Source organism: Streptomyces lydicamycinicus, from assembly GCF_000829715.2.
GTDB lineage: Bacteria > Actinomycetota > Actinomycetes > Streptomycetales > Streptomycetaceae > Streptomyces > Streptomyces lydicamycinicus.
Genome location: NZ_BBNO01000010.1, coordinates 440,139 through 464,717, shown reverse-complemented (window position 1 = coordinate 464,717; position 24,579 = coordinate 440,139). Strand labels below are relative to the sequence as shown.

Sequence of the window (24,579 nt, the reverse complement as noted above, 5' to 3'; positions counted from 1 at the left end):
ACGCATCCGGGACTCGCTGTCCGCCAGCCGTCGCGCTTCCTCGGCGGCGGCGGCGCGCTCTCGCAACGCCCGCAGCAGCCGGTCCTGCTGCCCCGCGGCGACGCCGACCAGCCCGGGCACGACGACCGTGATGGTGGCGAGCACCGCACCAAGGGCGAGACCGAACTCCCATCTGGAAAACCCCATCCAGGGCGCGAACGCCACGCAGGTCACCGGTGCCGAGGCGACCGCCGCGAACAGCAGCCCGGCACGCCGTCGCGACATCTGAATCTGCCGGGCCGCGGTGTAGGCGACCACCGCGGTCAGCGGCGCCACGGCGGGCACGACCCCCATCAGCGCCGCCAGCCCGACCACGCCGGCCCCCGGGAACCGGCGCCGCACCAACACCAGCGCCACCGCGACGCCGATGAGCCCGAGGGCCACCGCCCCGCCCTCCAACCTGAGGTAGCTCACCGCCCCGCCGCCCTTGTACATGAACAGCACCAGCGCCCCGGCCGCGACCGCCTCGCCCGCCGCCCGCCACAGCTGCCACCCGCACTCCCCGGGCCCCGCAAAGAGGCTTCGGGCCGGGCGGCTCTCGGTGACGGGCGGAGCGCTGAACGACATAGCGCCGATTATCACGCCCCCGCAGCAGGGCTTCCCTGGTCCTTGGGGACGACCCTGCCTCCGCCAAAAGGCAGAGGCCCGGACGAAAGGCAGAGCCGGGAACGGGTACGCCCGAGGTGAGGGCCGGACGCGGCCCGGCCGAGCCGGCGCGCAGGTACACACTCGGGCCGCCCGGCGCCCTCGGCTTGCTGGGCTTGCTCGTCTGGGTGAGGACCCGAGCCTGGAGGGCTGCAAGAGCCGCGGGTGGGGTCGTCGCGGGTGTGATGACAATGCCGTGTGCCTCAAGCAGTCTCCGGTTCTTGAGAAGGGTGCGGTGCATGGCGGCCCGGTTGCTGGCGAACAGCACGGCGAGAGGTTCTGCGGCAAGGGCGACCCGCAGGTGGAGCACAGTGGCCAGGACCTGATCACGGAAGGGGAGCCGAGGCGGGCTGCCACGCCGGGTATCGCTGTCGGGGGCCAAAGTCTCGGTGAGGACGTCCAGTTGCCGTTGGGACATCCCGGTCAGGGCTGGGTCGGACAGCAGGGTCTGGTCCCACTCCGGCTCCGGCGTCTGCGGGGCCCGGGCTGCCGGGATTGCGGGGCAGGGCTGGGGGTGCAGGGCATAGTTCCAGTCGCCGTGGAACGCGTGCCGGGTCAGCGGCAGTGCCGCCATCTCCGCGTCACCGATACGGACGCCGGTGGGATAGGTGTTGGTGTCGAGTGAGTGCGGCACTCACGCTCAGACCGGTGCGGGTGGTGGTCGCGGCGATGGTTTCCACGATGACTTCGTGGCTGGTCAGCGGACGGCTCCGCCAGTTCATGGTGATGTGCGAGAAGAGTCGGTGCTCGATCTTGTTCCACTTCGATGTGCCGGGCGGCAGATGACACACGGTGATGGTCAGTCCCGTTTCGGCGGCGAGCTGGGCCAGTTCGAGTTTCCATGCCCGGGTGCGGTAGCCGTTGGAGCCTCCCGCGTCGGCGGTGATCAGCAGTCGTGCCGCCTGCGGGTAGGCGGGCCGGCCCTGTCCGTGCCACCAGCGGCGGATCGATTCCACCGCGAATGCCGCCGTGTCGTGATCGGTGCCGACGTTGACCCAGCCGGTGTTCGCCGCCAGATCGTAGATCCCGTAGGGGACGGCCTTGCCGAGCCGGGGGTCGGCGAAGTCGTGGACATGCACCGGAACGGGGTCTTTCTCAGGCCGCCACTGCCAGCCGCTGCTTTTGAACTCGCCGACGAGTTCCTTCTTCTTGGTGTCCACACTGATCACCGGCTGCCGGAGTCCCGGTGCTCGCGGGCCTGCTTGTTGAGATAGCGGAACTGGGCATCGCGGTCCACATGCTGACTGTCCTCGATTGTCTTGGCGTTGGCCTGCAGGCTGAACCCTTCCTCCCGCAGCAGGCCGGCGACGGTGTCGGCCCTGACGCGATGCCCGGCCAAGGTCAGCTCCTGCGCAAGCGTGCGGGTGGACTTCACAGGGTGGCACGCGCACTGGCGTACAAGACCGTGACCGGAAGCTGGACTCTCACCAGCAACGTCGGGTCCTCATGGGCCGGCCAGGGCACGGCCAGTATGCCCGTCGAAGGTGTCGACGGTCAGTACAGCTGTGTTTCGCCCGGCGCCCCCGACCCGCATGCACGAGCTCGTCACCAGTACGGCTACCCCACGCTTCAGGTTCGCTGCCAAGTCTCGGCGAAGAGCGGCCGTCCGCGAATTCAACGGTCGGTAGAACCCCAGTCCAGCCACCTGCGCAAAAAAATGCCCTCACACCACCCGCAGCACACCCCGAGAAAGATCCGTCAGATGACGGATGCAATCAGGCCTGCACACGGTCGTATGCTCAGGAATCATCCCGACGGACTCACTACATTAAGTCAGTCAATCACTGCTGCCAGAACCAGTGGTGGCTGTGGCCCCTTCCCGTAGCACATGTCATTCCTGACTTTCCGCAGACGTGGTGACCCTACGCGGACGATCACAAAATGTGCTGGCTTTGCTCGGGATGTAGCTTCTAGCAATCTGCCCTTTCCGCTCGACCCGCCGAACGCCTAAACCACGGGAGAGAATAGGCCCATGATGCCCGCAGCACGACGGACGAGACGAGCAGCGCGAAGTTCTGCGCTGGCACCGGCCGGAAACGCCCCTGTCCTGGCGGCCTCCACCAGTACGGCGCATGTACTCCAGGGTGGCGTCGGTGCGCAGACGGTCCCGAGCTCTGTCGTCTACATAGAAGCAGATGTCGGTTGCATGTTCTCGGGAGCCCTGATCAGCTCGAACTGGGTGCTGACAGTCAAGCGGTGTCTAGAGGACACGCCGGGGTACAGCATCGACCGGGGTGACGGGAAAGGCGTCCGAGTCGACCAGCAGTACAGCGCTCCGGTCGGCGACATGGCACTGCTCCACCTTGCCTCGCCTCTGGACGGGGCAAAAATCTGGGGCACCATCGGCAACGGATACATTCGCCTGGCCGCCAGCACCGACCAGCCTGCCAGAGCCGGCGACACCGTGTATGCCATGGGCTACGGCAGCGAGGTGCTGGAGGTTGCCGAAGAGAAGATCACCTCGTACGGCCCGGACGGCAGTTACGGCATGGCCGGATCGATTTCTGACGACGGTGGAGCCGCTTTCGTAGGCGGCTCAGGCGGGCCTGTCTTCCGCTCACATGGCAAGGGCGCTCTGACGCTCATCGGCCTCGTCAGCGGTGGAACCATCTACGCAGAGGGCGACCGGAGCACGTGGTTCGCAGGTGGTCCCACTGTCTGGAGCACTGACAGCACCGGTGCCATGAACCGGGACTGGATCCAAGACGTAACCGGGATCTGACAATCCCGTCTCCGCGGACACGGGCCTGGCCGTCAAGCACCAGCCCTCTTGAGGTATGCAGACGGGCCTTCGCCCGCTCCGGCGAGCCCAGGAGATCCACCCTGGGTGACAGAGGCACCTAGGCAGTGTTTCTCGGATCTCCGGACGTGGGTGGGGTGTTGGGGTCAGGGACGATGCCGACCCCTCGCGCTCGTTCTGACACCCGGGCACTACGGTGACGGCCCCCCGAGCGGGTGCTGGAGCAGGTTTCCGTGCCCCGCACCGGAGTCGGACGGCCACGCCGTCGCCACCCGCTACGAGAAACGCGCCTACGTCTACCTCGGAACCGTCATGGTCGCGACCCCTCATGATCTGGCTCCGAACATGATCCGAGAAGCAGTGCCTAGTACTGCGGCCCGGCGGCACGTTCGTCTACGCCGTCCGTCACACCGGAGACGCCCACCACAGCACCGGCATCGCCTACGGAAACTGCATCTTCGAGCACGGCGGTTCGCGGTGCACGTCTCCGATCGCCACTCGTCGACGTTCTTGCCGCAGACTGGAATCTCACCGAGGTCCACGACTTCGAGGAAGGCGCACTCCCCGTCGCTTGTGGCGGATTAACGGGGTCATCGATCTACCGAGGCCACTGAAGCCCTTTTGGGAGAGCCACGCACCATACGAGTGTCGGGCCGCCCATCAATTAAGTGCGTCGATCTCAGAGCGAGAAGCCGCGGATCTGGATGCGCTCCCGGCCGGCTCAAGTGACGCTGCATCCCGCACCCTACGCAATCATGGAGTAACACCGTGACCGATCCGTCCTCGACTTCTTCTTCGCCATCCCATCGTCGTGATTCCCGTGTCCCTCGCCGTGCGGTGGTGGGCGGAATCGGGGCCACGGCCGCGGCAGCAGTTCTCGCACCGGTGGTTTCGGCGACCACGTCGTCTTCGTCGAAGTCCTCCGGGAATTCCGCCGACTCCCCGAAGCACATCGAGAACATTCCCGAGACGCGGGCGACGGCCGCCGGCGAAGTCAAGCAAACGGCCGTACAAACGGCGGAGTTCCCCATCCAGTACCTCGGACTTGCCTGGATCGGAGCCAGGCGGGGGGCATCCATACGGTTCCACCAGGAGGATGGGACCATCGGCGCCTGGCACAATCTGCACACCGGCTGCGCCGGTGGAGTAGACGGCGCCAAGCTGATCGACTCCGCAAGAGCAGCCACCGCACTCATCGCAGCGGGCGGGGCTTCCGGCTATGAACTGTGGCTGCCCGACGGTGCACAGAGCGGTTCTGTGATCGCGATCGATGCAAAGGGCGGGCCGATGCGCCAGGTCTCTGTTCCTGCCGAACCGACCAGAATGCTGGGGCAGAGGTACCTCTCCCGCGCCGCCTGGGGAGCGGATGAGAACAAGCGCTTCTACAAAGACGGCAGCGAATCCTCACCACCGAAGTACTACCCGGTGCAGGCTCTCTCCGTGCACCACACCGCCACACCGAACAACGACCCTGATCCAGCGGCCACAGTGCGCGCCATTTACGAGCATCATGCCTCCAAGGACGGCGAAGACTTCGGAGATATCGGATACCACTTCCTCATCGACGAAGCCGGCCGGGTCTATGAGGGACGTTGGTCGGGAGAGGACGGCATCCCGGCCCACGACAAGGAAGGAAAAGTGGTCACCGCCTTCCATACCAAGGGCTTCAACTCAGGCAACGTCGGGATCGCTCTGCTGGGAACGTTCAATGAGCAGCAACCGACGGACGCCGCTCGCAAGACGCTTGTCCGCTTGCTGGCGGGGCTGGCCAAGTCACACAAACTCGATCCCGAGGCGAACATCACGTTCAATAATCCGGTCGACGGCGCCAAGAAGAACGTCCCGATGATCAGTGGCCATCGCGACTGGCTGGCAACGGAGTGCCCTGGCGGCACGCTGTACGGCGGGCTTCCGGCCCTCCGCAGCGAAGTCGCTGCGGAGGGCGCCCGCTGATCGGTCTGTCCCCGCACGATGGCGGCTGGGACCGCCGACGGATCGCAGAGCCTGCCCCCATTGGCGGCAGGCTCTGCGACCTTTGGCCGCTCCCGGATCAGTGCGTGCGCGACGGGTTCGACCTCTTCGGGTTCGACTCGCGCGGCATCGGTATAGGCCCAGCGGTTCCACTGGACAGATGATGAAGGAATTGCCTTCGCGGTCCGTTCCCAGAGCCGTCGCGGGATGCATGAGGCTGAAGGTGGCCGATCGTCCTCGGAGCGAGCCTCGAAGGACGTATTTACCAGTGCAGCTTTGACACCCGAAATTTTCACCCCAGCACTCCGAACACCGGCAAGTGCGTCCGGCGGCTGCGAGATACGGCATGAAGTCGAATTGCCGCATCTCAGGGATATGAGGTTCATCACAGTCGCGTAGTGGGACTGGCAGTGCGGTGTCTGTTCTGTTCAAGGATCGGTGCACAGAGGTGAGAGCATGACGTATTCCGCTGGACATCTTATTGGCCGCGAGAATGAGATGGCTGAACTGGCCAGGTTGGCGGCGTCCGCGGTGGCGGGTGAGGGCCAGGCGGCGTTCGTGGTGGGCGAGGCAGGGGTGGGTAAAACCGCCCTGCTGGAGCTGGCAGCTGGATACGCCGGGCGCTCGGGTATGCAGGTGCTGCACGCAGCGGCACAGGAGCTGGAGCGGCAGCGTCCGTTCGCCGTGATCTCGTCCTGCTTGGGAGTGGAGGCGGTGTCAGCCGACCCGTCCCGGGCTCGGGTCGCCGAGGTTCTTCGTGGCGACGCCCGGTACGGCCTGCCGGGTGCGCTGGGCGGGTCGGGCGAGGCTGACTTTGCCACCGTGGAGGCAATGCTCAGCCTGGTTGACGAGTTGTGCGCGCGGGGGGCGACGGCGCTCTTTCTCGATGACCTTCAGTGGGCCGACCCGGCGAGTCTGCTGGTTGTGCGGCGGCTGATGGGGTCGGTTCATCAGCTGCCCCTCCTTGTCGTCGGGGCGTACCGTCAGTCGCCCAGGGTCAAGGAAGTCGACCAGCTCTCCCAGAGTCTTGGCGTTCGCAACAGGACCGTGCTGAAGCTGGCACCGCTGAGTGTGCCGGCGGTCACAGCGCTGCTGACAGCTCTGTGTGGCGGTGAGCCCGGTCCGCGACTACGGAGCATGGCCGAGGCAGCGGCGGGAAACCCGTTGTACGTAAGGGAGCTGTCCGATGCTCTGCTACGCGAGGCGTTGATCAAGATCAGCGGCGGATTCGCGGAGGTCACCGGGGTCCTTTCTCCGCCGCCGCTTCCCACACTGATCACGCATCGGCTGAGTTACCTGAGCGATGATGCGCTGCACGCGTTGCGCGTCGCCGCCGTGCTGGGAGCCAGCTGCACGGTCACCGAATTCGCGGCTGTCCTGGGGAAGTCGACACACGACGTGGTCAGCATCGTCGCGGAGGCCGAAGCGGCGGGTGTCCTCCGGGACACGGGTGATCGACTGGTGTTCCACCACGACCTCATCCGGCATGCGCTGTCCGACGCTGTTTCGGGCTCGGTCCGCGCCATGGTGCATCTGAAGGCCGCCCAGGCGATTGCGGGTGCGGGAGCGACACCCGAACGAGTCGCCGAGCATCTGCTCAACGGGGCACCGGCTGGTGAGTTCCTCATTGCATGGCTTGTGGAGTTCGCGCCACGCCTCACGACGCGAGCACCGGTACTGGCCCTCCACCTGCTGGACAAGGCGGTGGGACTCGCCTACCCCAGCGATCCGCGCTACGACGATCTACAACTGCATCGCGCCGTAGCCCAACTGTCATGCGGCCACTTGACCGAGGCGGAGGAAAGCGCCCGATGTGTGCTCGCCAGAACCTCTGATCCCGGGATGGAAAGCCCCATGCACTGGATCATCATTCAGGCTGCATTCGCCCGCAGTCGGCCTGACCTTGCTCTCGCTGAGGCCCGAACCGCGTGCCAGAGCGAGGGCCTGCCTGTCGCCGAGCGCCGGCGGTTCGATGCGTTCAGCTCCGTGTGCCTGTTTGCGCTGGGCGATCTGCGGGAGGCCGGGGCGCACGCGCTGGCCGCGCGGCGCACGGCTCAGGAAGTGGGCGACGCCCATGCCTTGGCCTACGCCCTGCAGATCTTGGCGGCAAAGCGATTCCTCGAAGAGCCCGGCACCGAAGCGCTGGAACTGGCGCAGCAGGCATGCCGGCTCACGCCGGAGACGATCCACCCGGCGCAGCGGATCGCGCTGCAACTAGCCCTGGCCAACAGCTACACCGAGCTGGACCGCAGCCACGACACAGAACGTACCCTGGCGGCCGCTCACAAGGCGACCGAGCATGTAGGAGGAGTCTTCCTACCCTGGTACCACCTCTCCTGCGCTCTCCTCGCGTTCAACACCGGGCGGTGGGACGATGCCCTCGCGGAAGTTGAGGCAGGGCTCAATTCCGGAGAGTCTTTCGCAATGAGCCGAGCGCTGCGGGCCATCGCGGCACTGATCGCTGTGCGCCGCGGCCGGCAGGACGCTGCCGAAGCTCACCTGACCGCCGTAGACCCGGCGCGGGACCCCGGGGCGATCGCCTGCTTCTATGAGTACCTACCGCTGTGCGCAAACGCCCTCCTGGACGAGGCGCGGAGCAATACCGAGCGCGCCTACTCCCGGCTCATGACCGCTTTCGACGACGGCATCGGCCACCTACCCGGCCAACTCATCCTCGGCTTTCTGGCACCCGACATTGTCCGACTCGCCCTGGCCCACGGCGACACGGCGAACGCGCGGCGCGTGGCATCAGCCGCGCAGACACGAGCCGACCACAGCCGCGGGCCGTATCACCTCGGTGACGCCTACCGATGCCAGGGACTACTGGCCCGGGACCCACAGCTGTTCCTGGAAGCAGCCCGCTGCTACCGCAACGCGCCGCGACCGCTGCACGAGGCACACGCCTACACCGACGCGGCAGAACTGCTGGCTCAACGCCGACAACCGGCCGAGGCCCGCGCCCTACTCGACCAAGCGCTGGAGATCTACGGCACTCTGGAAGCAGACTGGGAGACGGCCCGCGCCCTATATCGTCTGCGCTCCCTCAGCCGAGGCGTACGAAGACGCTGTGACAGTCCCCGTGAAGGCTGGAGCGCACTGACCAACACCGAACGCATCGTGGCCGAACACGTTGCCCATGGCCGCTCCAACCCCGAGATAGCCACCCATTTGTCGATCGCGCGACGCACCGTCAGCTCACATGTGTCGAACATCCTCAGGAAGCTGAAAATGACCTCACGCGTCGAACTGGCAACCGAGTTCGTCCGCCGACTGAACTCGGACGAAGAACACCCACACCACTGATCGCATCCCGTTCCCTGCTCAGCGAACGAACCGAAGTGATTCCCCCGTCAACTGTGGTGCTCACGGTGATCAGAGGCGGCGCCTTCCTGGCCGGAGGATGCAATGTCTACCCAGTGGCCCCGGCCAGCCGTCTGCAACGCGGCTTGCACAATCCGGTCGCGAACCGAAGGAATCGGCAACGGCCTCTGCTCTGCAGTGCCGGGTTTCGGGTTGGGTGGGCCGCTGGCGAGGTGCCCATGGGCGGGTCCCTTCCAACGGCCTCCCACCGAACCGGACGTGATCGATTTCCGATCATCCAGCTCCCCAGTGATTAGCCTTTGAGTTTGCGACAGGTCGTCCCGCGTGGATGCCGCCATGACAGCTACGGCATGTGATGAGCGACTTGCGCTTCCGCTTCGCCATGATTTGAATCCACCGGGTTTTTCCCTACGTCCCGACTGTTTGAGGTCAGCGAGCCTACGGATGTGGTGAACCTCCAGACTCTCGGTTCTTCCTCCCGTATGTCGCCCTGCAGCAACTCGCCGAGAGTGCCGCGGCGCTGGACCTGCTTCCGCGCCGCCTGCGGGTGCTGATCGCCTCCGGCGAGTAGCTCCGGGTGACCGAGGAGATACGCCGGCTCTGTGCCGCGCTGCCCGGATGTCTGCTGGAGAACCAGTACGGCCCCACGGAGACCCACGTGGTGACCAGCTTCCCGATGACCGGGGACCCGGCCGGATAGGCCCGCATCAGTCACTACACACGACGCGGACACAGCCCATAGAACTGCTCACCCATCAGCACAAACACCGTTGCAGTATTAGCGCAAAACCAGTGACTCATGGGTCGTGCCTCTGTGGGGTCTTGGCCGGTGGCTTGATGGGGGTGGTTCGCCAGTGCGGTGCGACGGACACGGCGTTGGCCGGTCTCGGGTCTGCTGGCGCGTCTCGGCCAGGCGGACGGGCACAGGACCGGTGGCTGTGCGAAGCCTGCCTATGGACCCGCCGCCATAGCCGAACTGTCTGCCCTGCTATGACCGCACCTCATCTTCGCCGCCGGACCGAACCTGCGCCTCCGGTTCGGCGATGAAGGTCCGGATTGCAGTGACCTGTACAGGTGTTCCTGATGGCAAATATGCGTCAGTTGACGGATCTATTCCGATTGCCTCCGGCCTACCCTATGCCTACACGGAGGAGTTGAGCCGCCACAGATGCACTGCGGAGTGCAGTGAGGACAAGGAACGGATGAGCACGTCAGAGAGGCCATGCCGCGGGAGGGTCTCCGTGGTTGCGGCATTGCCGATTGCACTGTCGGCACGAGGTTCTCGTGGCTGACGCCTACGCCTGGTCCAAAGCCCTAACGTCTGCCGAACGCAGTGTCAGGTGCGCTACAAAAGTTGGGCCAGGATATCGCAAACGGCCACACCAGCACTCCTATGAGGACACTTTGATGGACCGATCGATCCTGGTTATCTACCGGCCGAGGGAAGGCCGCCTTGCCGCGCAACTCCGCGGCGTGGTCGAGGCCGCGACCGACCTTGGCGTAAGCCCCGTGGTGCTCTTGCCCAAGGGGTGGGAGGCGCCCGAGGTCGCAGAACTTGCCCAGTACTGTGCCGATCTGGGGGACACGGCATCCGTGCGCGCTGCAGTGGCTCGCATCTGCGCGGAGCATCGAATAGAGCGGATCTTCCCACTTTTCGAGTCCGATGTACTGCCGGCCAGTCGCTGCCGCCGGGACCAGGGGATCCCGGGTTTGATGCCGGAGGAAGCGCTCAACTTCCGCGACAAGAACGTCATGCACCGCAGGGCCGAGGAACTCGGGATCCGGGTGGCCCGCTCGGAGCGCCCCGACACGATCGGCACGGTGGCCCGGTTCGCCGAGCTGGTCGGCTATCCCGTCGTGATCAAGCCGTACGCGGGCTCGGCTTGCATAGACACGTACAGAGTTGACAGCCGAGAGGACCTGGAGCGGGTCTGGCTGGAGATGGGCGACGACCGGAGCGAGTACCGGGTCGAGGAGTTCATCCGCGGCACCGAGTTCCATGTGGACTCACTTCTGCAGAACGGCGAAGTGGTCTTCGAGCAGCTCTCCCAGTACAGCTTCTCGGTCCTTGAGTACCTAGACGAGCCGGGTGGGACGATCTCCCGCAAGTACGGCCTCTCGGACGGCGAGCAGCGGGTCTTGGACCTGAACGCTGAGGTGCTGCGCGGCTTCGGATTGTGTACTGGTGTCTCGCACGCGGAGTTCTTCCTCCTTGACGACGGGGAGGTGGTCTTCGGCGAGGCCGGGGCTCGGGTCGGCGGCGGTCCGATCGCCCCGGCGATCGAGGCGGGCCGCGGCATCAATCTGGCGGGCGAGTGGTGCCGCCTGGAACTCGACCCGACCCATCGCCCCGCCGCACGGCTCGGCCCTGAGGTGGGCGGTCAATACCTGAGCTCCACCGCGTACGGCCGGATCACCGCCATCAGCACGCCCGAGGAACTCATGGCGCTCGACTCGGTGGTGGACGCCGAGGTGTGGAAGAGCGTCGGCGAGGTACTGGCCCCGCCCACTGGATCCCACGACGCGTTGGGCTGGTACGTCTGTGAGGGAGCCGGCTTCGAGGACCTCAGGAACCAATTCAAGGCCGTGCGGGACGCCTTCCGTGTCAAGACCGCGCAGGACTGATGGGCGGCCGAAGAGGGGGACCGCGGCCGTGTGGCTGACCCGGTTCAAGGAACTGCCGTTGGCCCTGCGGGTGTTGTTTCTCGCCTCCTTCGTCAACCGGGCCGGGATGTTCGTTTTCCCGTTGCTCACCGTCTACCTGGTGCGGGACAAGGGCCTCAGCCTCGGCGAGGCGGGGCTGCTGATTTCCGTCGGCAGCACCGGCCTGCTGGTGGGCAGTCTGCTCAGCGGACCCTTCTGCGATCTGCGCGGCCGTCGCCCGGCGCTGCTCTTCGCGCTGCTGCTCAACGCAGCTGGCTATCTGGGCCTGTCGACTCTGGACGGGCCACCGTGGACGTTCGCGGCCCTGCTCTTCGCGGCTCTGGTCGGGATGGGCATGTTTGGCCCCGCATGCAACACCCTGATTGCCGATCTGACCACCGCCGAGCAACGGTCCTTCGCGTACGCCGTCAGCTACATGGGTACTAACCTGGGAATGAGCATCGGCCCACTGCTCGGCGGTGTGGCGGCCGGGTACTCGTACCACGTCATGTTCGTGGGGAACATCCTGGCCGGGCTATTGTGCGCGACCTTGATCGCGGTGTGGATACCGGTCGACAGCCGACGCGCTGCGGAGGACGAGGGCGGCAAGGGACTTAGGGGGAGGGCGCGGCACGGCGCGCTTGGCCACGGCCATGTGCTGGCGCTCGTGTTGGTCTCCTTCTTCTATGTCGTCCCGTTGATCGGCGTCGAGTACGCGCTGCCCCTTGCCGTCACGACCGTGCTCGATGAGCCGACGGGTCTGATCGGCATCGTCTACACGATCAACAGTGTCGCCGTGGTCACCTATGGCCTGGTGTTCGAGAAGCGCCTCCCTGCGTACGGCACAAAGATGCTGCTGATGGTGGCCGGTCTGCTCTGGGCGCTCGGTCTGGCGGTGCTCGCCTTCGCCCTCTCCTTGCCCGTCGTGCTTCTGTCCATCGTCGTGTGGACGCTCGGCGAGGTCATCGCGTCCGTCGTCGTGCCCACCTACATCGCCGACCATGTCGACGAGCGCCGGGTCGGCAGCTTCATGGCGCTCAACGGCTTCGTGCTGGCCCTAGCCCGGCTGGTTGTGCCGGCCAGCCTCGGCTTCATCTGGCAGTCCCACGGCGTCGGCCCGGTCTTCTTCGCCCTGCTGATCACTTCGATGGTGGGCATGGCCGTCTTTGCTCTGCTGCGCATCAGGACCGCGGGCCCCGCCGCTCCCCACCATCAGCACGACGTATCACCGCCTACCTCACTTGAAGAAAGGCATTCATGACGCACACGAAGTTGGTGCTCCCTGAGGACCGCATCCCCACCCAGATGCACACCCTCGACCATGACTCCGTGCCTCCCCGAGGCTGCTATGTCGTGTCAAGCAACTTGAGCAAGTTCCTCGATGCTCCCGATCTTGGTTCGGTCGGTGGGGTCGAGTCGCATGCGGATCAGGGTGATGGTGTGCATAGCCCGGTTGAGCTGCCGGTCTCCGCTGCGGTTGAGCCGATGCCGGTTGGTAAGCCCGGAAGAAGCGGGGATCGGTGAGACGCCGGCGAAGGACGCAAATGCTGCTTCCGACTGGAACCGGCCCTGATGGGACCAGCTGACCGGGATCTGAGCAGCAGTGATCGGCCCGACTCCGAGCAGTTCGAGGAGCTCGGGCGTCAACTCCCTGATCAGAGCGAGGATTTCACTCTCACGGTCTTCGCAGACGCAAGACCGACATGCTCGATGCCATCCAGGCCGTCAAGGAGGCCCTGGCCACCGAGCACCTGATCCAGCCTCGGCTCCGAGGTGAGCGCGAGGCACTGCGTGTCCTGCTCGCCCCCGTCAGGGTGCGGTCCTCGCCTCCGCTGTCGCGAACAACCTACTCAAGGCCCTGACTGTGTCCGCGCCCGATGACCTCCGCGCCGAGCTGCGGAAACTCAAGCGCTCGGCCCAAGTCACGTACTGCGCTCAGCTCCGGGACCGCCCGGCCCAGAGCCTTGAGCACAGGATGACGGTACGGGCTCTTCCGTCCACCGCCCAGCCCATCTAGGCCCTGCAAGGTGAGGTGGTGAGACGGAGGAGTCGCTTGTAGCAGTACAGGGCGGCTGCAAGACCGAGAAAAGCCAGGTAGTTGCGTCAATGGCGTTCCTAGCGCGGGCTGAGCCTGCGGTATCCGGACAGCCATGAGATGGTCCGCTGGGTGTTGGCGGCGGAGACGCCGACGACGAGCGGCAGTCCGTTCGCGTCCGACAGGATGTGCATCTTGGCACCCGGCTTGCCTCGGTCCACGGTGCTGGGGCCTGTGAGTTCGCCCCCTATTTGCCCGTACCTGGGCGGAGTCGAGGACGACGCGGGAGACCATCGATCAGACCGTGGTTGTCGAGTTGATGCAGCACGACTTCGTGCAGTCGGCCCCATACGCCGGCCCGCGACCAGATCATGAACCGGCGATGCGCGGTCGACTTCGATATCCCGAAACACGGCGGCAGGGCCCGCCAGGCACAGCCGCTGCCCAGCACGTAGATGATTGCCGCGAACAGCGTCTCATCCAGGCGTGTTCGCGTTCCACCGCCCTGCGGCCGCATCCGGTCCTCCGGAATCAACGGCTTGGCAAGCTCCCATAAGCCGTCCGGCCTCCGCACGCACCAGGGCGGCGGCCAGCTCCGTGACGTACAGCGGGTTTCCCGACGCGCCCGCGGCCATCGCCCCGAGCCGGGGGCCCGGCTCACCGCCGCAGACACCGGCCAGCAGGGCGGATACCGTGGGCGGATTCAGCGGTGCCAGTTCCAGTATGGAGCAACTACCTGGGGCCATGCCGCGGGTGAGCCGGTCGCCACCCCGCCGGGGCCCGGCCGGCAGGCCCAGAACAGCAGCAGCGGGAGCTGGTGCACCGATCGCAGCGGCCTGTGCACCACGTGCAGGCTCGCGGTGTCGGCCCACTGGAGCTCGTCGAGCAGCAGCGTCGGGGGGCCGTGCGCACACAAGTCGTCGACCAAGCCCAACAGCGCTTCGGCGCTGGCGAATCCGTCGCCCCGCACCGCCGATGGCACCTGGCGTCCCGGGCCGTCCGTCGCCCCGAAGAATCTCGGCTTCCCGGGAACGGCGGCTGTCGGCCCACGTCCCGTCCACTCCCAGGCAGCAGACGATCGCGGCGAAGGGCCACTGATGTTCCGGCTCCTGAGCCGTCCCACGGAGTGTCCGGATGCCCAGCCGCTCCGCGGCGGCAGCGGCAGAGCTCAGCAAGGCGGTCTTGCCCAGCCCGGCCTCCCCGACAATGAAGGCCGTCTTCCCCTCACCCGCGGCCGCGGCGGCCGCCAGCTGTGCCAGTTCGACCGACCGTCTCTGCGACGCGGCCGAGAAGCCGCCTTGTGCTCTGTTCCATGTCTGTGCCCTCTGCGCGACGGTTCTTCAGGAGAGCGAAGAAGGGTGCGCCCACGGCGGGGCTTCCGCCCTGGGCACCTCGGTGGCCGGCTGCTGACGCAGTCGCGCGTCGTGCGGGCAGGGGTTGACGCGTTGTCCTGCCGGACGGCTTCGGTCAGCAGGCCGGTGACCGACGGCTCCGAAGTATCGCCGCACTCGGAAGCCGGCTTACTGCCCTACTCGGTCTGGAGGGAATCAAGAACGTCCAGCCTGGCCGCCCGACGAGCGGGCCACGCCGCCGCCATGACGCCGACCAAGGCTGCCAGGGCCACGAAGACTGCCGTCCGACTCCACGGCATGACCACGAGGTAATCCCGGAGCCCCGGGCCGATGGCCTCCCCCACGGCCCAGGCGATGATTGGCCAGCCACTTCTGGTCCGGCCTGTGGCCCGCAATGTCTGTCGGAAGCGTGATGTTCTCGGCGGCGGTCAGCGTGGGCAGCAGGTTGAAGACCTGAAAGATGAAGCCGACCTCGTCCCGACGCAGCTGGGTGAGCTGCGTGTCCTTCAACGTTGACAGCTCGGTGTCCCCGATTCGAGCGGACCCCGAGGAGACCGTGTCGAGCCCTGCCATGCAGTGCATAGGCGTCGACTTGCTTGAGCGGGAGGGAGCACTGATGGCGGTGGACGCGCCCTTACGGAGCTCGGCCGAGACGCTGCCGAGCGCGACCACGCGCGTCTCGCCCTGTCCGTAGACCTTTGTCAGGTCCGTCGCGCGGGCGGTCACCGCGGCGCCATGGTCGTCGGTGCGGGTGCTGGAGTGTGTGCTGGCCACAGCAGGACTCCTGTCGTACATATGCGGCCCGGGTGCTCACACCATCCTTCCGACGCCCGGAAGCGGCCGGATCAGCCCTTGTCGTGGTTCTGCAGGCAGACTTGGGAGGTATGGGCTGTCGGCGGGTCATGCTCAGGTCTGATCCTGACTTCCGGAAAAATAGGGATGTACGAGGTGCTTGCGATGGTGGTCGCGTTGGTCGGCCGTACTGGGGGAATGCTGGGCCAGCCCGACAGCACTCACCGAGCGGGTGCACCTCGTATCGGCTCGCCTACCGACCGAGGCGGTCGGCTGTGCATGCCGGCTGAGACCGTCTCCATCGTGGTGAGCAGGACGAGTCCCTTGTCGCAGCAGGGTCCCCGTCCTCACAGTGATTATGTGGATTTGTGTTGCGGTTGGTGCCGACCTTGGCGAGCTGGGCGTTGATCTGTGCCTGGCTGCCGGTGGTGATGCCGAGGATGGCGACCGTGGTGGCGATGCCCAGGGCGGACAGGCAGGCGCGCAGCGGCCGGCCGCGTACGCCTACCAGGCTGCCGTAGCTGGCACCTCCCAGTCGTCGTCAGGATCGTCCAGGCCGTCACGGCCCACGGTTTGGAAGACGATGTGCGCCATGAGCAGCGCACCGTGGTCGATGGCGCCGCGGAGAACTTCAACGCCTCACACTGGCCCACATCGTCGCCGGGCCGGCTGCGCTGCTCGGCGCGCCGGTGGGTCGGCAGATGCCGTTGGTGGCGACCGCAGAGCATGGCTCGGCGAGTGCCGGCTCATGCTGGGGGACCGGTATGGCGGACCGGCCGGCCGGGGACGGGCCGGCTGTCGAAGGGGTTCGTCGTCGACCTGGCCCACGGCCGGCCTGGCGGGCTGGGGCGCGGACGCGATGCGGCGCACCGGAACGGTTGGCCGGGGGTTCGAACCGGCTCCTCGCCGGTGACGGGGAGGGACCTCGGGGCGGTCTGCCATGGCGGTCGGCGTCTCGCAGCGCCGGGCCGTGCACGTATACGTAGTACTACGCGTTTTTGGAATCTCTTTCCCGCAAATGTCGAATGCGGTCGGCCGGGGTCCTCGACACAACTTCCGTGCGCGGCACCGCAGGTCAGCACTAGGCAGTGTTTCTCGGATCTCCGGACGTGGGTGGGGTGTTGGGGTCAGGCTGGTTCCATGGGTCGTGGGGATTTAACGAATGCAGAGTGGCATCGACTGGAGTCGTTCTTGCCTCGTGGTGGTGCGCGTGGGGGTCGGTGGAGTGATCATCGGCGGGTGATTAACGGGGTGTTGTACCGGGTGCGGACGGGTGTGCAGTGGCGGGATCTTCCCGAGCGGTTCGGGCCGTGGGAGACGGTTTACAAACGTCATCGCCGCTGGTCAGCGGACGGAACGTGGGAGAGGCTGCTGTCCCGTGTCCAGGCCGCCGAGGATGCTGAGGGCCGAATCGACTGGGACGTGTCAGTGGACTCCACCGCGGTGCGGGCTCACCAGCACGCCGCCGGTGCGAGGAAGGTGCCCCCAGCCGCGGTTCCTCAAAAGGGGGCCGGGCAGGGGACGAACCGGGTCGATCCGGTGCTGCGGAAACTGGTCGTCCGATTGGAGGAGGTGATCAGATCGGCGAATGCCTGGGACGCTCCCGCGGCGGCTTCACCACCAAAATCCACCTTGCCGCCGAGGGACGATGCCGGCCCCTCGCGCTCGTTGTGACACCCGGGCACTACGGTGACGGCCCCCAGCTCGAGCGGGTGCTGGAGCAGGTTTCCGTGCCCCGCACCGGAGTCGGACGGCCACGCAGCCGACCCGACCACGTCCTGGCGGACAAGGCCTACACCTCCCGCAAGAACCGCCGTTACCTGCGACGACGCGGAATCGGGCACACCATCCCCGAACGCCTCGACCAGCAACGGCACCGGCACAACCGCGGCGCCGACGGCGGCCGGCCCACCGGATTCGACAGCGAACGCTACAAGAAACGCAACGCTGTCGAGCGAGCCATCAACCGCCTCAAGGGCTTCCGGGCCGTCGCCACCCGCTACGAGAAACGTGCCTACGTCTACCTCGGAACCGTCACGGTCGCGACCCTCATGATCTGGCTCCGAACATGATCCGAGAAACAGTGCCTAGCTCTCCCCGCCATCCGTCTGGGCGCCTATCTCGATCCCGCCGGGCACCCCAGGACACTATGGACGAGCACTGCGATCATCGAGTACCTGAGTGCCCACCGGGCGACCCCGCCGCAATCGCTGACTGCGGCAGTCAGCCCGGACGAAGCCCAGTCAACGCTGAGACTGCTTCACCGCTTCGGGCTGCTCGTCGACGATCCTGAAGGCGGACATCGGTCAGTGCGGCTGCACGCCCTGACCGCGCGCGGCCCGGGAAACCGTACGCCCAGGGGAGCTACCTCCCATCGTGACAGCCGCCGCGTACGCGCTGCTGGAGGTATGGCCGGAAGAGGACCACATGGCCCCCGACCTGGGAACTGCCCTACGAGCCAACGTCGACACCCTCGCGAATTGCGTCGGGGCCCCACGGTGGTCAGCCATCGTCCACCCTCTGCTATACCGCCACGGCACTAGCCTTCTTGAGGCTGGCCTGTATCCCGCCGCACTCGATTACTGGCGTCGCCTCACCTGCCAGTACGAGCAATTGCTTGGGAAGAACGACCTCGCGACACTGTCAGTGCGCGACAAGCTAGCTACCGCCTGTTGGCGAGCAGGTCTTCTCGAAGAGGCTGTAGATATCCATCGGCAAGTCGCCAAGAAACGTAAACGGCGATTGGGGCGCAATCACCCAGATACTCTCACGGCGATCGGAAATCTTGCAGTTTCCTGCCGGAGTGCCGGAAATGGCGACAAGGCGATCGTGCTACTGGAGCGCAATGCAATAAAGCTGGAGAAGGTACATGGGGGCGACTCGCCAGAACTCCTCAACTGCCTTAATAATCTCGCTACTGCCTATGGCCACGTGGGGCAACTGGGTCCTGCAATCGAAATTTTGGAAATAGTTGCCGCGAAATATGCACTAGCTCTGGGGTCGCGCGACCCTGCGGCCCTGATTACTTGCAGCAACCTTGGCGCGCACTATCATTTGGCAGGTCGCAATCATGATGCCATCGAAATGCTGGAACAATCTGTCGCCGGATTTGATGAGGTGTTTGGTGTCAACCACCCTGAAACACTCACTGCGTCCCTGAATCTGGCTTCCGCCTACCAGGCTGCAGGGCGTTTGGGAGAGTCGATTGCATTCGAAGAGCGAGTCGCCGATGCCCGCGAGCGGCAACTCGGTCCCGATCACGCTGAAACTCTCAATAGTCGGGCCGCCCTGGCCCGATCCTATTGTGCCGCTGGCCGTATTGATGACGGTATTGCCCTGATGGACTATGTCGCCCGTGGGTTCGGGAACGCGCTCGGGCAAGATCACCCTGAGTGTCTCATCGCCTACGCGAACCTCGCTGTCGTCTACCGTCAGATCGGACGTGTCGGTGAGGCGATCGAAATTCAGGAACGGGTCGCTGTCGCATTTGAGGAGATATTTGGAAATGGGCACCCGCACGCGCTCCTGGCGCGCGGCAACCTGGCCACCAGCTATTGGAAGGCCGGGCGGCTTGCTGAGGCGATTTCGATCGAAGAGCAGGTTGCGGATGCCTATGAACGCCTGCTAGGGATCGATCATCCTCTTACGGTAAATGCCTATGGGAACTTGGCGGTCTCGTACCGGAGTGTCGGCCGTCTTGCCGAATGTGCTGCAATAGAAGAACGATTTGAAATAGTTATTGAATGATCGGTGAACTTCTTCAGCGTTGCCGCTCCAGGATGGGGACGGCTTTGGCGATTATGCTGGCCTCCGGCGTGTGACTCCTGAAGTCTGTCGAGCATCTCGTAGAGCAGCTCCGTTGCCCGCCCGCGCTTCATGGGCGCTCCTCTGCCGTACACGGCCGCTGGTTCGACCCTACGGGCCAGACGCTTGGGCGAGGGTGCACCGAAGAGTGAAGGTCCTTTCCCTGCACGGGAGGCGCTGAGCGTGGTCACTTCGGTCATCCGAAGCGCGGCCCAGCATCATGGCGGAGGGAATGATGGATACCGCGACGATGCCACAGTGATAGTCCTACTGCGGCGCACCATCTGAGGGGAGTTCAACGCCTGGTCTGCCGAGAGGCCGGGCGCTGAGCTGTGCCGGGCGGGTCGCCGATGATGGCACGGCATTTCGCGACGCCGAATTCATCACGAGCGTGCCGTACAAGATGGGATAGGGCAATTGGTTGCCCCATTCATTGAGGTAGCCGGTTGCGCCAGGGCGCCGATCCTATGGCGTCCGGACTGGTGAGCCGCCAACGCAGGTTCTGCGGCCTTGGGCGAAGGCTCAGCGGAGTCGGCGGGCTGGGAGCCCGGGGCCGGTGGGGGCAGCGGCGGGTAGCTTCGCATTCGCCGGGGGCGGCTGCCGGGGCGCACTGGAACGGGGCCCGTGATGGCGGGTTCCAGTGCCGTGTGCGAGTTCTGTAGCCAGGTCGGCGAGCGTTGAAGCCGGCGTGTGGGGTGAGGCGTGCAGTGCCCAGGTGGGCTGGTCGACGCTTGGGCCCGCCCAGATGGTCCAGGTGGCGAGGGCACTGCTCGGCTTCTGGGCTGCGAAGACGTCGAACTGCACGCCCGCGTCCTGGGACGGGTTCGTCCAACGGATGAAGCGCCCGTCGACCGTGTGCTTCCAGCCGGCTTCAACGAGCGGCTTGGTGGCGGCGGTGACCGACTTCCCGTCCACGGCGAGGCCGACAGCGGTGTCCCATCCGTCACCGTCGGCGAGGTGGTTCAGCAGCTCCTGCAGCACGGGGGCGGGTGTCGCCCCAGTCGCGGTGAGGTGCCACATGCGGTCCGAGACGGGCGTCTCGTACGCGGCGATGGTCCAGGCGGTCTCGTGGGCGGGGGCTTCGTGGAGGCGCTCGATGCGCAGGGTCTGGGATTCGTGGATGGCGTGGGTGGTCTCGTCTGACCCGGTGCGCCACTTCTACCAGTCGCCGTGCGTGTCGAGGAATTCGTCGAGGAGGGCGTCGTGGTCGCCGGGATCGGCGGCGTAGGCCGGTACGGTCTCCGGCTCCGGGCGGGGATGCTCGGGCTCGGCAGGCGGTGTGCCGATGGAGGTCCGGGCTTCGGCAGCGGCGCGCTCGGTGTCGGTCAAAGGTGCGGGGCCCGGGTGCATGGTGTCGCCGTGGAGCCGCTCGAAGGCGACCAGAGCCTTGGCGGGTGAGTCGAAGGTGTCGGCGAGTTCTCGCCGTGGAGGTAGACGCTCTTGCCGGTGTTGAGGTAGGTCCCGACCGCGACGGTGGCGTGGCCATCGTGGGCGTGGGCGTGGATGAGGAGGAGACCGTGACGGATGTCGTCAAAGATCTTTTGGGCCTCGGCGGAGACCTCCCGGATCTCGGTGCGGGTGCACCAGTGCATGGGGTAGTCAGCCCATGTCCATTCCTCGTTGATGGCTTCCCGGAGCCTGGGCGTGATCTCGACGGCGATCCCCGAGGCGATCAGTTCCCGGGCGGCGTCCTCGGCCCAGTAGGGCTCCTCGTGGTCGATGTGCGCCAGGACCAAGGTGTTCTTGGCGACAACGTGCCAGTCGGCGGCTTCCAGGCTCATGTGGGGGATGTGGGCCTGGGCGCCGGTCGGAGTGGCAACTACAGCGCTGGGGTGCGTGGGGTGGGTATCGAGGCGGACGTGCGCGTCGATGGATGACGGTGTCACCAAGAGGTGCTCTTTCTGCCGGTGGCCGGACCAAGGGGCCCGGCCACCGGCGGGTTTGCGGTCAGCCGGGTGAGGCGTGCGGTGGGTGGCGGTGGAGCCGTGGTCCGCGGCGGACCAGCTCGGGGCGCCGCCGACGACTTGGTGCGCGAGGGCTGGCTCTCCGGTGTGGGTGAGGTGGCGTGCTGCCACCGGCTACGTACGGCGGACAGGCCGGCGAGTGCGCGGCGGCTTCCGGTGATGAGCTGATGGATGGTGTTGGCCTGGTCGTCGGTCAGTACGCCCAGTCGCAGTCCAACGGCGTGTGCCTGGCCGAGCAAGGCCCGTCGCAAGATCCTCTCGCCCCAGTAGTCGGGCAGGCCGACGGGATCGGAGACCAGGGCCATCAGGTCGGCTGGTGTGACTTGTGCGGTGAGCAGCTGTTGGTGCTGGGCCTCCCACAGGACCGTTACCGGATCAACGGCGTCACCGCGGCGGGCGAGGGCGGTCAGGCACCGGTAGAGCTGTCCGTGCAGGGGGAGCGCGAAGTCCTCTGGCTGCAGCCACCGCATGAGGTGGAGGTCATCCGGGTGGGCGGTCGCGGTGGCGAGCAGCAGATGTTCCTCGTCGAGGGCTTCTTCGCCGGTCTGCCGCGGTGGCGGCGGTGAGGCAGGGGTGCGGGGCAGGGAGCCGGGGTGCGCGGCGAAGTGCGTGGTGAGTTCGTCGAGGTAGCGGCTCAGGGCATCGGCTTGTGCGAGGACAGTGGTCGCCGGGCTCGGCAGGGTGGTGTCGGTGGCGGTCTGGCACAGCCGGTCGGCGTGCTCGCGCAGCGTCCGGCGGGCGTGATCGGCGCGGATCATGCCCGCGTAGGCCGTGGCGTGCTGGGGCCGGGGGCAGCTTTGGATGAGCGTGTGCAGGTAGGAGGCGGTCAGCCCCGGCGCTTCGTGCCGCGCCTTGGCCAGTACGGCGCCAAGCCATGCCGTGTCCTTGACGTGCTGCTTCGGGTCGGGGGACGAGACCGTGCGTATGGCGGTGAACAGGGCGTTGTGGGCGTGATTGCCGAAGTGGTGTGGCTCCAGGTGGCCGATGGTGTCGAGCCGGTGTGGTTCGAGCAGGAGGGCGCCGAGCAGGGCTTGTTCGGCGTAGTGCACGGGTTGTGGCGGTGGCAGGTCGTCCAGGTCGTCGCCCTCGTACGAAGCGGTGGGGTCGGGCATTAGGCGGCCAGGGTGAAGTCGTCGGGGGTGAGGGTCTTGCCGAGGTGCGGGGCGAGGAGGTGGGCAGCGAGGCGGGGTGGTACGGCGTTGCCGATCTGGCTGAAGACTTGGCCCTTGTTGCCGGCCCAGGGGTAGTCGGCGGGAAAGGTCTGCAGAACTCCCGCCTCCTGGGCGGTGATCCGGATCGGCGCCGGGACGACGGGCGACTCCGCGTCCCCGGCCAGCGGGGCAGCGGGTTCGGCGACCCAGGTGCATTCGTTCGAGCGGTGCCCGAAGAACAGGGTTCCCGCCGGCTCGGACAGGGGCCGGACGGTGGCGTGGGCCTGGTTGTTGCTCCGCAAGGACCACGACCAGTCAGGCTCCGGCACGGGACGGCCCGCTGCCTGTTCGTCCTGGGCAACGGGGCGGGCGGCAGGCCCGGCTCCTGCCCTGCCGGAGCGCTGGAGGGGGGCGTCCGGGTGAGGTGTCCAGGTGCCACGGTCGCGGGTGTCGGAGAGCGCCTTACGGGAGCCGGACGGGAAGGGCTCCGCGCCACCGCCCGGCCCGCCGCCGGCACAGATCGTGGGGACGGGCCGGTCGGTGGCGCCCCAGCCCAGTGCCTCGGCCATGCTGACCCAGCGGTCCCGGCCCGGCCCGAACAGTGTCTCGGGCTCGGCGACCTGAGCGTGGGTCGGTGGGGGCGGCTGGGCGGTGCGGACGCGGGAGGCAAGCAGGATCGCCCGCCTCCTCGTCTGGGGTACGCCGTAGTCCGCGGCGTTGAGGATGCCGGTCCACACGGAGAACCCCCAGCTGCGCAGGATCACTGCGTACTGCTTCCACAGCGGGAGGACGTCGGGTACTTCCTCCATGGTGACCCATTCCGGCTCTCCGACCGAATTCAGGTCGTGGAGGTAGCGCATGGGCTCGGCGGCCAACAAGGAGCGCACGTCCTGGCAGGCGCCGAGGAGCGCTTCGCGGGTGTCGCGACCAGCGGCGAGGTCTGATACCGCTTGGTGGACCAGGGGCTGGTCGATCAGCCCGAGGCGTTTGCCGGCCATCGACCATGCCTGGCACGGCGGGGACGCGATCAGTCCGCGGGTCCGGCCGAGGAAGGGCCACGTCGGATACATCGCCACGTCGGTCTGAATCGTCAATTGCCCAGCGGCAGTGCGAGTTTTGCAGGCCCACTGGTCCCATTCCAGGCCGATGTCCTGGGCGCCGAGGACGCTCAGTGCCCTGCTCCAGCCGCCTGGCCCCGCGAAGAGATCAAGTATCAAGCGGCCAGCCCGAAGTCGTCCTGCACCGCGGCGTCGACGTCACCGCGGCAGGACCAGGGCGAGCAGCCGTCCGTGACGCCGTTCTCCAGCTCGTCGGCCTCGTCTTCGCCGAGGCGCAGGGCTGCCCGTTCGGCGGCGGTGACGTGGTCGATCGGCGCCTGGCTCAGCGGGACGCGGGAGCGGTGGAGGAACGCCTCGCCGAGCAGCCGGTTACCGGACGCGTTGGCGCGGGCATTGCCCTGCCGGATGGCCGCGTCGAATTCGACGACGTCCGCCCACTCGGACGGTGACGTATCCCTGATGTGCCGCCACTGCGCATTTCCGTGGAACGGGCATCCCAGGCAGCTGGACTTCGGCGTTTCGGCCAGTCCGAGCGAGGTGAGATAGCGGACGCAGTCCGCCCTGCTCCAGTCAAGGTCCAGAAGCGGATGCCGATTGCGCATGTACTTCACATCGGCGTCCTTGGCCCGGTGGAACTCGTCGGTGGAGATCCCCACCCACTGCTCGACGAACACCCCCTTGGGAATGCGCGAAGGGTAGGGGTGCCCGAGTAGCTCACGGACCTTCTTTTTAATCGGCTTTATCTTGTATTCGCCGGTGCACTGCCTTCGGGTCATTCCCGGACGCCCGTCCTTGTTCAGGATGTGGAGGGGCATGGAGGCGAACCGGTGATCCGGGTTCAGTGCGTCGCTGCGAATGTTCCCGGACGACACACGTAGAAGGGGTATTCCGGCGGGCTTGGCTATCTCCCGTTCCAGGCGGTCTAGATGGGCGTAGACGGCTTCGGGTTCCCATCCGGTGTCGGCGAAAATCGCGTAATCGACCTTCGGGAGGGTGCCCTCGGCGGAGAGGGCGAGGAGGGTGCTGGACTGAACTCCCGCGCCCAGGGAAAGGGCGCGAAATCG

The 24,579-nt window shown here is 66.5% G+C and carries 14 protein-coding genes and 8 pseudogenes; 8 read left to right on the top strand and 14 right to left on the bottom strand.

Annotated elements, in window-relative coordinates; translation table 11 throughout:
• Both TU31_RS39260 and TU31_RS37480 read right to left on the bottom strand, forming a co-directional pair.
• Positions 1-606, bottom strand: a pseudogene (locus TU31_RS39260) (two-component sensor histidine kinase); the annotation flags it as partial.
• Between the two features lie 184 nt (positions 607-790).
• A pseudogene (locus TU31_RS37480) lies at positions 791-2,059 on the bottom strand (ISAzo13 family transposase); the annotation flags it as partial.
• A gap of 771 nt (positions 2,060-2,830) precedes the next feature.
• On the opposite strand from TU31_RS37480, the gene TU31_RS32840 reads away from it, so the two are divergent.
• The 3 genes from TU31_RS32840 to TU31_RS32830 all read left to right on the top strand — a co-directional run bounded on the left by TU31_RS32840 (position 2,831) and on the right by TU31_RS32830 (position 8,698).
• Positions 2,831-3,406 carry a trypsin-like serine protease gene (locus TU31_RS32840; RefSeq protein ID WP_042161390.1) on the top strand — a complete coding sequence of 192 codons (576 nt, stop codon included), beginning with the start codon at positions 2,831-2,833 and terminating at the stop codon, positions 3,404-3,406.
• Positions 3,407-4,192: 786 nt separating this feature from the next.
• A complete protein-coding gene (locus tag TU31_RS32835; protein WP_245698940.1) occupies positions 4,193-5,377 on the top strand; it encodes a peptidoglycan recognition protein family protein in 1,185 nt (394 codons plus the stop codon).
• A 474-nt stretch (positions 5,378-5,851) separates the two neighbouring features.
• Positions 5,852-8,698 carry an ATP-binding protein gene (locus TU31_RS32830; protein ID WP_078886085.1) on the top strand — a complete coding sequence of 949 codons (2,847 nt, stop codon included), beginning with the start codon at positions 5,852-5,854 and terminating at the stop codon, positions 8,696-8,698.
• Positions 8,699-8,989: 291 nt separating this feature from the next.
• Here TU31_RS32830 and TU31_RS40705 read toward each other — a convergent pair.
• Positions 8,990-9,115, bottom strand: a pseudogene (locus tag TU31_RS40705) (hypothetical protein); the annotation flags it as partial.
• 67 nt (positions 9,116-9,182) lie between these two features.
• Here TU31_RS40705 and TU31_RS40700 point away from each other — a divergent pair.
• The 3 genes and pseudogenes from TU31_RS40700 to TU31_RS32820 all read left to right on the top strand — a co-directional run.
• Positions 9,183-9,410: pseudogene (locus TU31_RS40700) on the top strand (hypothetical protein); the annotation flags it as partial.
• Between the two features lie 713 nt (positions 9,411-10,123).
• The gene (locus TU31_RS32825; protein ID WP_042161382.1) at positions 10,124-11,341 is read left to right on the top strand and encodes an ATP-grasp domain-containing protein; all 1,218 of its coding nucleotides are present in this window, start codon (positions 10,124-10,126) and stop codon (positions 11,339-11,341) included.
• A gap of 28 nt (positions 11,342-11,369) precedes the next feature.
• On the top strand, positions 11,370-12,620 hold the full coding sequence (locus TU31_RS32820; RefSeq protein ID WP_042161380.1) for an MFS transporter: 1,251 nt from the start codon (positions 11,370-11,372) through the stop codon (positions 12,618-12,620).
• A gap of 128 nt (positions 12,621-12,748) precedes the next feature.
• Here TU31_RS32820 and TU31_RS32815 read toward each other — a convergent pair.
• The 4 genes and pseudogenes from TU31_RS32815 to TU31_RS37455 form a co-directional block, all read right to left on the bottom strand.
• Positions 12,749-12,997 (bottom strand): annotated as a pseudogene (locus TU31_RS32815) (IS110 family transposase); the annotation flags it as partial.
• A gap of 375 nt (positions 12,998-13,372) precedes the next feature.
• A pseudogene (locus TU31_RS37460) lies at positions 13,373-13,968 on the bottom strand (IS5 family transposase).
• A gap of 129 nt (positions 13,969-14,097) precedes the next feature.
• On the bottom strand, positions 14,098-14,364 hold the full coding sequence (locus TU31_RS32800; RefSeq protein ID WP_042161378.1) for an ATP-binding protein: 267 nt from the start codon (positions 14,362-14,364) through the stop codon (positions 14,098-14,100).
• Between the two features lie 706 nt (positions 14,365-15,070).
• A pseudogene (locus TU31_RS37455) lies at positions 15,071-15,541 on the bottom strand (ATP-binding cassette domain-containing protein); the annotation flags it as partial.
• 1,137 nt (positions 15,542-16,678) lie between these two features.
• Here TU31_RS37455 and TU31_RS37450 point away from each other — a divergent pair.
• A protein-coding gene (locus TU31_RS37450) for an IS5 family transposase (protein ID WP_442267809.1) occupies positions 16,679-17,610 on the top strand; the annotation gives its coding sequence in 2 pieces (ribosomal slippage) (positions 16,679-17,084 and positions 17,084-17,610; 933 coding nt in all).
• A 355-nt stretch (positions 17,611-17,965) separates the two neighbouring features.
• Positions 17,966-19,285: a tetratricopeptide repeat protein gene (locus tag TU31_RS37445; RefSeq protein WP_158894823.1), complete on the top strand. Its 1,320-nt coding sequence runs from the start codon at positions 17,966-17,968 to the stop codon at positions 19,283-19,285.
• Between the two features lie 579 nt (positions 19,286-19,864).
• Here the strand turns inward: TU31_RS37445 and TU31_RS40495 are convergent.
• From TU31_RS40495 to TU31_RS32760, 7 genes and pseudogenes are all read right to left on the bottom strand, one after another.
• On the bottom strand, positions 19,865-20,323 hold the full coding sequence (locus TU31_RS40495; protein ID WP_306304281.1) for an SPDY domain-containing protein: 459 nt from the start codon (positions 20,321-20,323) through the stop codon (positions 19,865-19,867).
• A 15-nt stretch (positions 20,324-20,338) separates the two neighbouring features.
• A pseudogene (locus TU31_RS40490) lies at positions 20,339-20,395 on the bottom strand (hypothetical protein); the annotation flags it as partial.
• A 105-nt stretch (positions 20,396-20,500) separates the two neighbouring features.
• Positions 20,501-20,671, bottom strand: coding sequence for a hypothetical protein (locus TU31_RS40485; protein WP_306304280.1), 171 nt, complete (start codon positions 20,669-20,671; stop codon positions 20,501-20,503).
• On the bottom strand, positions 20,668-21,228 hold the full coding sequence (locus TU31_RS40480; RefSeq protein WP_306304279.1) for a hypothetical protein: 561 nt from the start codon (positions 21,226-21,228) through the stop codon (positions 20,668-20,670). The genes TU31_RS40485 and TU31_RS40480 overlap by 4 nt, the downstream gene beginning before the upstream one ends.
• Positions 21,225-22,418 carry a DnaB-like helicase N-terminal domain-containing protein gene (locus tag TU31_RS32770; protein ID WP_063770847.1) on the bottom strand — a complete coding sequence of 398 codons (1,194 nt, stop codon included), beginning with the start codon at positions 22,416-22,418 and terminating at the stop codon, positions 21,225-21,227. The genes TU31_RS40480 and TU31_RS32770 overlap by 4 nt, the downstream gene beginning before the upstream one ends.
• Positions 22,418-23,674, bottom strand: a complete 1,257-nt coding sequence (locus tag TU31_RS32765) for a DNA cytosine methyltransferase (RefSeq protein WP_042161372.1) — start codon at positions 23,672-23,674, stop codon at positions 22,418-22,420. Before TU31_RS32765 ends, TU31_RS32770 begins: the two co-directional genes overlap by 1 nt.
• On the bottom strand, positions 23,671-24,561 hold the full coding sequence (locus TU31_RS32760) for an adenine nucleotide alpha hydrolase family protein (RefSeq protein WP_245698952.1): 891 nt from the start codon (positions 24,559-24,561) through the stop codon (positions 23,671-23,673). The genes TU31_RS32765 and TU31_RS32760 overlap by 4 nt, the downstream gene beginning before the upstream one ends.
• Positions 24,562-24,579: the final 18 nt, after the last annotated feature.

Excerpts from the sequence above, each read along its gene's own strand:
- TU31_RS37445 (WP_158894823.1), top strand. The coding sequence starts at position 17,966 with ATGGCCCCCGACCTGGGAACTGCCCTACGAGCCAACGTCGACACCCTC.
- TU31_RS32770 (WP_063770847.1), bottom strand. The coding sequence starts at position 22,418 with ATGCCCGACCCCACCGCTTCGTACGAGGGCGACGACCTGGACGACCTG.
- TU31_RS32840 (WP_042161390.1), top strand. The coding sequence starts at position 2,831 with ATGTTCTCGGGAGCCCTGATCAGCTCGAACTGGGTGCTGACAGTCAAG.
- TU31_RS32830 (WP_078886085.1), top strand. The coding sequence starts at position 5,852 with ATGACGTATTCCGCTGGACATCTTATTGGCCGCGAGAATGAGATGGCT.
- TU31_RS32825 (WP_042161382.1), top strand. The coding sequence starts at position 10,124 with ATGGACCGATCGATCCTGGTTATCTACCGGCCGAGGGAAGGCCGCCTT.